Here is a 9,683-nt window from a genome sequence, read left to right as displayed (position 1 = left end):
ACGGTAACCGGAGACCAAAAGGAAAGGGAGATTACCGAATATGACAACAGCAAATAAGACAATTAAGATTAATGACGTAGAGGCGGCAAAAAAACTGGTCTGTGCGGCAGTCAGATGTCCATTTGATATTGACATTGTATCTAAAGGAAAAATTTTTATTGATGCCAAATCTATTCTCGGAGTATTAAGCCTTGGTGTGGAAGAACCTCTGGAACTTAAATATGATGGCTATGATGAGGATTTTGAATCAGTGATCGCAGGTCTGGCATGTTAAGATTAAAGAAAGGAATCCGCAGGTGCAGATGACATCTACAAATCTTCTATATATTTATGTGATTATCATTAATGTAGTTACATTTTTTGTCTATCGCTTGGATAAAAGCAAGGCAAAAGCCGGACAGTGGCGCATACCGGAAGCGCAGCTGATATTTCTGGCGGTGATCGGAGGATCGGTGGGAGCTCTGGCCGGTATGAAGGTATTTCATCATAAAACAAGAAAGCCGAAATTTAAGATAGGAGTTCCGGTAATACTGATTATTCAACTTATTATTTATTTTTTGTTTTCGGGAAATAAGGGGAATATTCTGCACTTATAGCAATCCTCATAAATAATGCATATTGATTTTAGCTCATCAGAGCGTGAAATCCTGTGTCAGTAAAGCGGATATATTGTCCGCTTTCTTTTTTGTCCGGATTATGCTATTGCTATAAGCAGATAAAATTGATTGTTACAGAGAACGAGGTATGTTATGCTACTCTTATATGAGAATTGCGTGAGTTGCTTTGGATGCAGAGCAATTCGCAGATTTATAAAGGCAGGGGAAAGACATCTCTTAACCCTGATATCATATGAAAAGCTGTCTGTTAAGTGAAAGAAGGACAGAAAAATAATACATGACAAAAATATAAGAGAGCAGGTGAAAAATATTGGAACAGGAAATTCAGGAGGCAAAAAGTTTATATTACAGCTATAAACAGTATTTTTCAGACTATCTTCCGGATTTGACGAAACTGGGGCTGAAAGTAGTAATGGCATTGCTGGTATTTGTGGGCGGGCGCAAAGTGATCCAGTGGTTTGTTTCTTTCATAAAGAAGTCCATGGAGCGTGCGTCTGTAGACAAAGGTGTGATCCAGTTTACAGGGTCGCTGTTGAGAATTGTACTTTACATTTTGCTGGTATTTAGTATTGCCACTCATTTTGGTGTGAAGGAATCCTCTATTGCGGCACTGCTTGGTACTGCAGGTGTAACGGTAGGTCTTGCATTGCAGGGCGGCCTTGCAAATATCGCAGGCGGGATCATGCTTCTGATCTTCAAACCATTTCAGGTGGGGGATTATATCATTATCGCACAGCAGAATGGGTGCGAAGGAACTGTATACAAAATAGAAATCTGTTATACAACTCTGATTTCCATAGATAACAAAAACATTGTCATCCCAAATGGAACGCTGTCCGGCAGCATTATTACAAACGTAACTGCCAGAGATCTTCGTAAGCTGGAGATCAAAGTAGGAATTTCTTATGATTCAGACATTAAGAAAGCAAAAGCAATCCTGGAAGAAATCCTTCATAATGATGAAGATACGAAAGACGACCAGGGAATGGTGGTGTTTGTAGATGAGCTTGGAGAGAGCGCAGTGGTCATGGGACTGCGGGTGTGGGTAGCCACGGAGAAATACTGGCCTGCCAGGTGGCGGCTTAATGAACTGATCAAAGAAGCATTCGATGCAAACGGAATTGAAATCCCGTACAATCAGCTACAGGTTCATGTAAAAAAAAGTTAAAAATCCGGACAGAATTATTGTAAACAATACCAAACACAATAACATATTTATGGTGAAAAATACTCAAATGATAAAAGCAAAGAGCTTTTGTTACTTGGGTATTTTTATTATGTGTTCAAACTGTAAAGCAGTTATTTGTTGCAAATCCGCGAAACATGACGAATTACGAATATTTGCCCGAACGAAAAACCTTGGAATTTGTGCAAAATATTGAAACTATATAAAGAACATAAAAAATGTAATGGTATATTTCAATAAAAAAACAAATTAAAATCAAATAAAACAATACAAAACAATTGACAATAAGAATACTATCTGATATACTTCATACAACTAAAGTAAGCAGAAAGTTATTTAAGAAACTATATGGCAGTGATTCAGTTGTAAACAGATAACAGGGCAAAGGATGAGCTGTACGGTTACAGTGACGATCTGCACAGGTTCACAGAAGTGAAAGGAGAAAAAGGAATATGAAGAAAAGAATGGCAGCGCTTATGCTCACAATGGCTATGGCAGCAACACCGGTAAGTGCATATGCAGCAGATGCATCTCAGACACTCAGCGTAGCAGTAACCGCAGAAGTAAAAACTCTTGTACAGTGGGCTGCATCTGAAGAACAGGCATCACTGGTAAACAATCAGGCACAGGAAGGTCTTTTTCGTATGGATGAGAACAACCAGCCACAGCCGGCACTTTGCGATACTTATGACGTCAGCGATGACAAACTTACTTATACATTCCACTTAAGAGATGGTATCCAGTGGAGCAACGGAGATCCGGTAAAAGCAGGGGATTTCGTATTCTCATGGCTGAAGCAGATGAGTGCAGAAGCTACAAACGGCTACAGTTTTATTATGAATGACTACATTGTAAATGGTCAGGAATATAGCGAAGGAACAGTAGAAGCAGACGAGGTTGGTGTAAAGGCAGTAGATGATCAGACTCTGGAAGTTCAGCTTAAAAATCCGACACCATATTTCACAAACCTGTGTACAATGGCAATGTTCTTCCCTGTAAATGAAGAATTTTACAATAGTGTAGGTGACCAGTACGGTCTGACACCGGACAACATGGTTTACTGTGGACCATATGTGATCACAGAATATGATCCGGCTGTTGGTGTTACCCTTGCAAAGAATGACAATTACTGGGACAAAGACAATGTAAAAATCGAGAACGCTAAAGTTCGTGTTATGAAAGATGCTTCCGCAGCATATAACGCATACCAGTCCGGTGAACTTTCTCAGGTAGAACTGGATTCCACAAATGTTGCGGCAAATAAAGACAATCCGGAATTTTCTCAGACCGTTGATTTCCGTACCACTTATCTTCAGTTCAATCTGACAGATGATGTAGTTGGAAATGTAAATATGCGTCAGGCAATTTCCCATGCAATTGACAGAAACGCTCTGACAGAATTTGTGCTTGCAGATGGTTCTGTACCAGGGAACGGACTGGTAGCAGATGGTATGTCAGGTGACGGAGAGAAAACATTCCGTGAACTCAATGGTGATATTGCTGTATACGATGTAGATGAAGCAAAGAAATATTATGACGAAGCGTTAAAGGAGCTGGGAGAAGTAAAATCTCTGACTGTCCTGGTTGGTGATGACAGTGTATCTAAATCTGTAGCAACTTTCCTTCAGAGCGAGCTGAGCAAAAACCTTGGTCTGACTGTGGAAATTGATACAAAGACCATGCAGGGACGTGGAGAGCAGATGGACGCAAATAACTATCAGATGGGTGTTACTGCATGGGGTGCAGATTATGATGATGCCATGACATATCTTGATCTGTGGACAAACGGAACACCATACCGTGGAAATTATGTAGACGAAGAATATAATTCTCTGATTGCTGATGCCAAAACACAGACAGATGATACAAAACGTCTGGATGACATGCTTCAGGCTGAGAAGAAACTGGTAGCAGAAGACGCGGTTGTTTCTCCGATTTATCACAAAGGATCTGCTACATTAACAAAATCTAATGTGAAAAATCTGATTACACATCCGATCGGAGTGCCGATGGAATTCAAATACGCTTATTTTGAATAAGAAATCAAAGAAATAATTAGGTGGATGAAAGAATCTGCCTGAAATGTACAGGGCAGGCGGCGGGAATTGCTGCCTGCCTTTATATTCACCGATACAGGTCTGAAAAGAACAGATCTGAATAAAGAAAGGAAGACAGACACATGGTAAAATATGTATTAAAGCGTCTGGGTTATATTCTGGTAACCTTATGGATCATTATCACATGTACATTTTTCCTGATGAAAAATCTTCCCGGAACACCTTTTGATGCGGAGCGTTTCAGCATTATGACTCCTGCACAGCAGGAGAAAGTACTGGAAATGTACGGGTTAAACGATCCGGTACCGGTTCAGTATGTCAAATATATCGGAAACATGCTCCGTGGGGATCTGGGAACTTCATTTACATATGTAAATCAGGACGTTGCGAAAGTAATCGGAAGCCGTCTGGGACCATCGGCACTGATCGGACTTCAGGCGGTGCTGATCGGCCTGGCTCTAGGACTGATTCTGGGAGTTCTGGCTGCATGGAAGCATAACAGCGGAATTGACTATTTTACAATGATTCTGGCAGTTCTGGGAGTTTCGGTGCCAAACTTCGTAGCGGCAGCTCTTCTTCAGTATTTTATCGGTTTGAAATGGGGAGTCCTGCCAATTGCATTCTGGACAAGCTGGTCATGTTCAATTCTGCCATCTATTGCCCTTTCATTTTCAGCGACTGCACAGGTGGCGCGATTTATGCGTACAGAAATGCTGGATGTTCTGGATCAGGATTATATTGTGACAGCACGCGCCAAGGGAATCAGTCAGGCGAAAGTTCTGATGAAGCATGCAGTAAAGAACTCTATTATCCCGGTTGTTACAGTTCTTGGACCAATTGTGGTAAACTTACTGACCGGTTCTCTGGCAGTAGAGAATATCTTCAGTATTCCGGGAATAGGAAGTCTTTTTGTAGACTGCATCAAAGCCAATGACTATCCGGTAATCATGGGTATCACTATTTTTTATGCAGCATTCTATATGCTGATTGTTTTACTGGTTGACGTTGTATACTCTCTGATCGATCCGCGTATCCGTCTGGCGAGAGGAAAGGAGAACTAAAGCATGAATAACGAAATGATAAAGGACTCCATGTTCGTGAAAGCGGAAGTTGCGGCAGATGAGAAGGAACATATCGCTGCACCGGCTTCCGGTATGATCACAGATGCATGGGCGAGACTGCGAAAAAACAAAGCGGCAGTCGTATCCTTATTTATCCTGATTGCCATTATCTTATTGGCAATTCTGGCACCGATTTTTTCAAAATATGATTTTGCATTTACAGATTATAGTAATGTATATTCCACGCCGACCAAAGGACATATCTTTGGATGTGACCAGTTCGGCCGTGATTTATGGACTCGTGTATGGATGGGAACTCGAATTTCTCTGATGATCGCGCTGGTGGCAGCAGTGCTTGACCTTGTAGTAGGCGTACTTTACGGGGCAGTTTCTGCTTTGCTTGGCGGCAGAGTTGACGCAATTATGCAGCGTATTATTGAAATTCTGGTTGGTATTCCAAGTTTAATCATTGTAATTTTGTTTCTGATGGCATTTCCGGCGGGTGTAGGAACAATCATTGCAGCACTCTCTATTACAGGATGGGTAAATATGGCACGTCTGGTACGTGCGGAGATTCTGAAATTGAAAAATCAGGAGTTTGTAATGGCTTCCCATGTTCTCGGAAGCAATAACCTTTATATTATAATGAAAGACCTGATTCCGAATACTGTAGGTATTATTGTAATTCAGGTTATGTTTACAATTCCGAGTGCAATCTTTACAGAGGCATTCTTAAGCTTCATCGGTATTGGTCTTGCAGAACCGCAGGCATCGCTGGGTGTTCTGATCAATGGTGGATATCAGGTTCTTCAGAACTATCCTCACGTACTGATCTGTCCGGCAATCGTAATCGTGTTGATCATGGTCTGCTTCAGTATTCTTGGTGACGGTTTAAGAGATGCACTGGATCCGCAGATGAGAAAGTAGGTAGAAACATGGGGAAAATACTGGAAGTCAGTAATCTGACAATACATATTAAAACACATAAAGGAACCGTACAGGCAGTCCGTGACGTAAACTTTTATCTCAATGAACAGGAAACACTGGCAGTAGTAGGAGAGTCCGGCTCCGGAAAGTCTATTACCATGAAAGGAATTATGGGGATTCTTCCGAAAAACGGAAAAGTTACTGAAGGAACTGTCATGTATAACGGCAAAGATCTGACCAAATACACGGAAAGAGAAATGCAGACGATTCGTGGCTCTGAGATTGCCATGGTATTTCAGGATCCGATGACATCTCTGAATCCAACTATGAGAATCGGGAAACAGATTGAAGAAATGCTGAAAGCACATAAAATGGATATGACAGCGGAGCAGAGAAAAGCACGAGCAATCGAACTGCTTTCCCTGGTAGGAATTTCTAATCCCGAGCAGCGTTATAAACAGTATCCGCATCAGTTATCCGGTGGTATGAGGCAGAGAGTTGTCATAGCCATTGCTCTGGCATGTGATCCGAAAGTGCTGATTGCAGATGAACCGACCACTGCTTTGGATGTAACAATTCAGGCGCAGATACTCGACCTGATGCGTGACTTGCAGAAAAAAACAAAGACATCTATTATTATCATTACACATAATCTGGGTGTTGTGGCGAATATCGCAGACCGTGTAGCAGTTATGTATGGAGGAAAATTGGTAGAAACCGGTGATGTATATGAAATTTTTAAAAATCCGTGTCATGAATATACCAAAGGTCTTCTGGCATCTATTCCGAAAGCACATGAAAAAGGTAATCGTCTCCGCGCGATTCCGGGAACACCTCCGGATCTGATGGATCCGCCGAAAGGATGCCCATTTGCAGCACGATGTAATGAAACCATGGTTGTATGTCAGCAATTCATGCCTGAATATTCAGACTGTGGTTCAGACCACAAATCAGCCTGCTGGCTTCTTGATCCGCGGGCGAAGGGAGGAAAAGCCTGATGGGAATCAACAAAACAGAAAAGCAGGTGCTTCTTGATGTGCAGCATCTGAAAAAATATTTTGAAGTAGGCAAAAATCAGACATTAAAAGCTGTGGATGATGTGACACTTCAGATTTACAAAGGAGAGACTCTCGGGCTTGTTGGAGAGTCCGGATGTGGAAAATCTACATTTGGAAGAACAGTGATTCATCTTTATGAGCCTACATCGGGAACCGTTACCTTTGATGGTATGAAAGTAGATAAAAGCATGAGCAGGAAACAGGCACATGAGCTGACTGGACGAATGCAGATGATCTTTCAGGATCCGTATGCATCTTTGAATCCAAGAAGAAAAATCATGGATATCGTAGGGGAGGGCTTGGATGCGCATGGTCTTGCAAAGAAGCGCAAGGATAAAGAAGAACAGGTGATACGTTTGCTTGAAACAGTAGGACTTCAGGCAGAACACGCGGATCGTTTTCCTCATGAATTTTCGGGTGGACAGAGGCAGCGTGTGGGAATTGCCCGTGCGCTGGCAGTAAATCCGGATTTTATCGTATGTGATGAACCGATTTCCGCGCTGGATGTTTCGATTCAGGCACAGGTTGTAAATCTTTTGGAAGAACTTCAGGAAAAAAGAGGGCTGACATATCTGTTCATTGCTCATGACCTTTCTATGGTGAAACATATCAGTGACAGGATTGGCGTAATGTATCTGGGATATCTGGTGGAACTGGCAGACAGTGAAGAACTCTTTAACAATCCGGTTCATCCTTATACTAAAGCCTTACTTTCGGCGATTCCGATTCCGGAACCTGAAATTGAGAAAAACAGAAAGAGAATTATGCTGGAAGGAACACTTCCAAGCCCTATCAATCTTGGGAATGAGTGCAAATTTGCTTCACGTTGTCCGCACTGTTCAGAACAATGTAAGAGTGCACAACCTCCATTGAAAGAAATCAAACCAGGACATTTCGTGGCGTGCTCTAAGTTTTGCTAAAGTTACAATAAAACATAAGAATAGATTGAAAAGTTGTAACTGTTCAGTACCCTCACAGTTACGAGTTAAAATCCATTAAAAATCGCCTTTGGCGATGGGATTTTGACTTGTATGTCTCGGGATTTTGGCATATTCATGCCAAAACACCTCGCGGGATAGCAGACTGCTGAATAGTTACGAAAAGTTGTTCATTAGTAGATGGTGGAAACCGAATGAGAGACGGGAGAGTATGAGAATAGTGTTTACTGAGGAAAGACAAAGCGCAATAGAGAAATGCCTTCGTGAAAACGGAAAAGTCAAGGTTAAGGAATTGAGTGAAATCTTTCAGGTCACAGAAGACTGTATCCGAAAAGATCTTAAGATTCTTGAAAACGCCGGTAAGTTAAAGAGAACCTACGGCGGCGCAATCCTTTCACAGGATTATCCGCTGAAGAGAGACGTAGTAGACAGACGCCAGTTTAACCTTGACAAAAAGAGAACAATTGCAGCCAAAGCATTTAAACTGATCAAGAATAACGAGACGATTTTCCTTGATATTTCCACCACAAATATCGAACTGGCAAAGCTTCTTGCCACGTCAAATATGCGTGTGGTAGTGGTGAGCAATATGATAGATATCCTGCAGATCCTTGCCACAAATCCGTCCATTACTGCAATTGGTACAGGGGGAACAATGTACCGGACAGTAAACGGGTTTATGGGAGCTGCAACGATAGAAGTGATCAAACAGTATAGCTTTGACCGTGCATTTATAGGAAGCTGCGGTGTGGATATGACTGACTGTGCAATTACTACATTGGGGGTAGAGGACGGATTGACAAAGAAAGCAGCCGTGCACAGCAGCAGACATAAATATGTTGTTATGGAAAGGGACAAATTCTATTTCAACGATTCTTATAAATATGCATACTTTGATGATATCAGCGGAATTGTTACGGATGAATTTCCGGATGATACGATCGTGAGTACACTGGAGAGAGCAGGGGTGAAATTGTTCTGATACAGGTAAGTTTTCGGGGGACTTACCTGATCTGGTTAAATCAGTCAGCAGAATGGGTGATCTGTCTGGCTTAAATGAAAAAGATGGAGGTTATTAGCAGTTAAATATAAATTATAAAATTATATAAGCACATGTTGAGCTTTATAAGATATTAGAGCAGAATATTATTCTGATGAGCAACTCAACCAGGTAATAAATGTAAAGCCTAAAAAACGCATTACAATTGGATATTGTCGCGTTTCCAGCCATAAACAGAAAGATGATCTGGAACGACAGATTGATAATGCTAAGACATATCTTTCGGCAAAAGGACAGCCATTTGAGATAATAAGTGATATCGGTTCCGGGATTAATTATAAGAAAAAAGGACTTCAGGAATTGATCAGGTGAACATCTCAAAATCAGGTTGAAAAGGTTGTTGTTTTATATAAAGATCGGCTATTACGATTTGGTTTTGGGCTGATAGAATATATCGCTTCACTTTATAATTGTGAGATTGAGATCATTGATAATACTGAAAAATCCGAACAGCAGGAACTTGTTGAAGATCTGGTTCAGATAATCGCAGTATTCAGTTGTAAATTACAGGGAAAACGAGCGGATAAAGCTAAGAAACTTATCCGTGAACTGATACAGGAGGAAGCAGATGGTAAAAGCCATAAAAGTAATGCTGATACCAAACAATGTACAGAAAACTAAGATGTTTCAGTATGCAGGTGCTTCAAGATTTGCTTATAACTGGGCTTTGGCCAGGGAAATAGAGAACTATGAAAAAGGCGGCGGATTCATTTCAGATGCAGAACTCAGAAAAGAATTTACGAAGCTTAGACATTCTGATGAATATGCATGGTTACTGA

10 protein-coding genes and 1 pseudogene are annotated in these 9,683 nt (G+C 41.2%); all 11 read left to right on the top strand.

Features of this window, described 5'->3' with window-relative positions; all coding sequences use genetic code 11:
• Positions 1-40 precede the first annotated feature (40 nt).
• Complete coding sequence (locus AC058W_RS16810) at positions 41-274, top strand: HPr family phosphocarrier protein (RefSeq protein ID WP_117845054.1); 234 nt, start codon at positions 41-43, stop codon at positions 272-274.
• A 28-nt stretch (positions 275-302) separates the two neighbouring features.
• On the top strand, positions 303-596 hold the full coding sequence (locus tag AC058W_RS16805) for a DUF1294 domain-containing protein (RefSeq protein WP_479390374.1): 294 nt from the start codon (positions 303-305) through the stop codon (positions 594-596).
• A gap of 331 nt (positions 597-927) precedes the next feature.
• Positions 928-1,785, top strand: a complete 858-nt coding sequence (locus AC058W_RS16800; protein ID WP_479390373.1) for a mechanosensitive ion channel family protein — start codon at positions 928-930, stop codon at positions 1,783-1,785.
• A gap of 470 nt (positions 1,786-2,255) precedes the next feature.
• Positions 2,256-3,842 (top strand): peptide ABC transporter substrate-binding protein, encoded by a 1,587-nt coding sequence (locus AC058W_RS16795; RefSeq protein WP_368224424.1) that lies wholly within the window; start codon positions 2,256-2,258, stop codon positions 3,840-3,842.
• A 140-nt stretch (positions 3,843-3,982) separates the two neighbouring features.
• Positions 3,983-4,921 (top strand): ABC transporter permease, encoded by a 939-nt coding sequence (locus AC058W_RS16790; protein ID WP_118609949.1) that lies wholly within the window; start codon positions 3,983-3,985, stop codon positions 4,919-4,921.
• Between the two features lie 3 nt (positions 4,922-4,924).
• Positions 4,925-5,848: an ABC transporter permease gene (locus AC058W_RS16785; protein ID WP_118609948.1), complete on the top strand. Its 924-nt coding sequence runs from the start codon at positions 4,925-4,927 to the stop codon at positions 5,846-5,848.
• A gap of 8 nt (positions 5,849-5,856) precedes the next feature.
• The gene (locus AC058W_RS16780) at positions 5,857-6,846 is read left to right on the top strand and encodes an ABC transporter ATP-binding protein (protein WP_118609947.1); all 990 of its coding nucleotides are present in this window, start codon (positions 5,857-5,859) and stop codon (positions 6,844-6,846) included.
• Entirely contained in the window at positions 6,846-7,826 is a 981-nt protein-coding gene (locus AC058W_RS16775) for an ABC transporter ATP-binding protein (RefSeq protein ID WP_118609946.1), read from the top strand. The genes AC058W_RS16780 and AC058W_RS16775 overlap by 1 nt, the downstream gene beginning before the upstream one ends.
• A 229-nt stretch (positions 7,827-8,055) precedes the next feature.
• Complete coding sequence (locus tag AC058W_RS16770; protein ID WP_479390372.1) at positions 8,056-8,826, top strand: DeoR/GlpR family DNA-binding transcription regulator; 771 nt, start codon at positions 8,056-8,058, stop codon at positions 8,824-8,826.
• A gap of 162 nt (positions 8,827-8,988) precedes the next feature.
• Positions 8,989-9,525 (top strand): annotated as a pseudogene (locus AC058W_RS16765) (IS607 family transposase); the annotation flags it as partial.
• Positions 9,473-9,683 (top strand): helix-turn-helix domain-containing protein (locus AC058W_RS16760; protein WP_479390371.1); only part of this gene is annotated, 211 nt, incomplete at its 3' end. The pseudogene AC058W_RS16765 and the gene AC058W_RS16760, both read left to right, overlap by 53 nt.

The sequence above is a fragment of the Blautia sp. CGZ-1-C1 genome (assembly GCF_056504575.1).
Note: the sequence above shows the minus strand (reverse complement) of the source record. Positions and strands in the feature narration are given on the sequence as shown.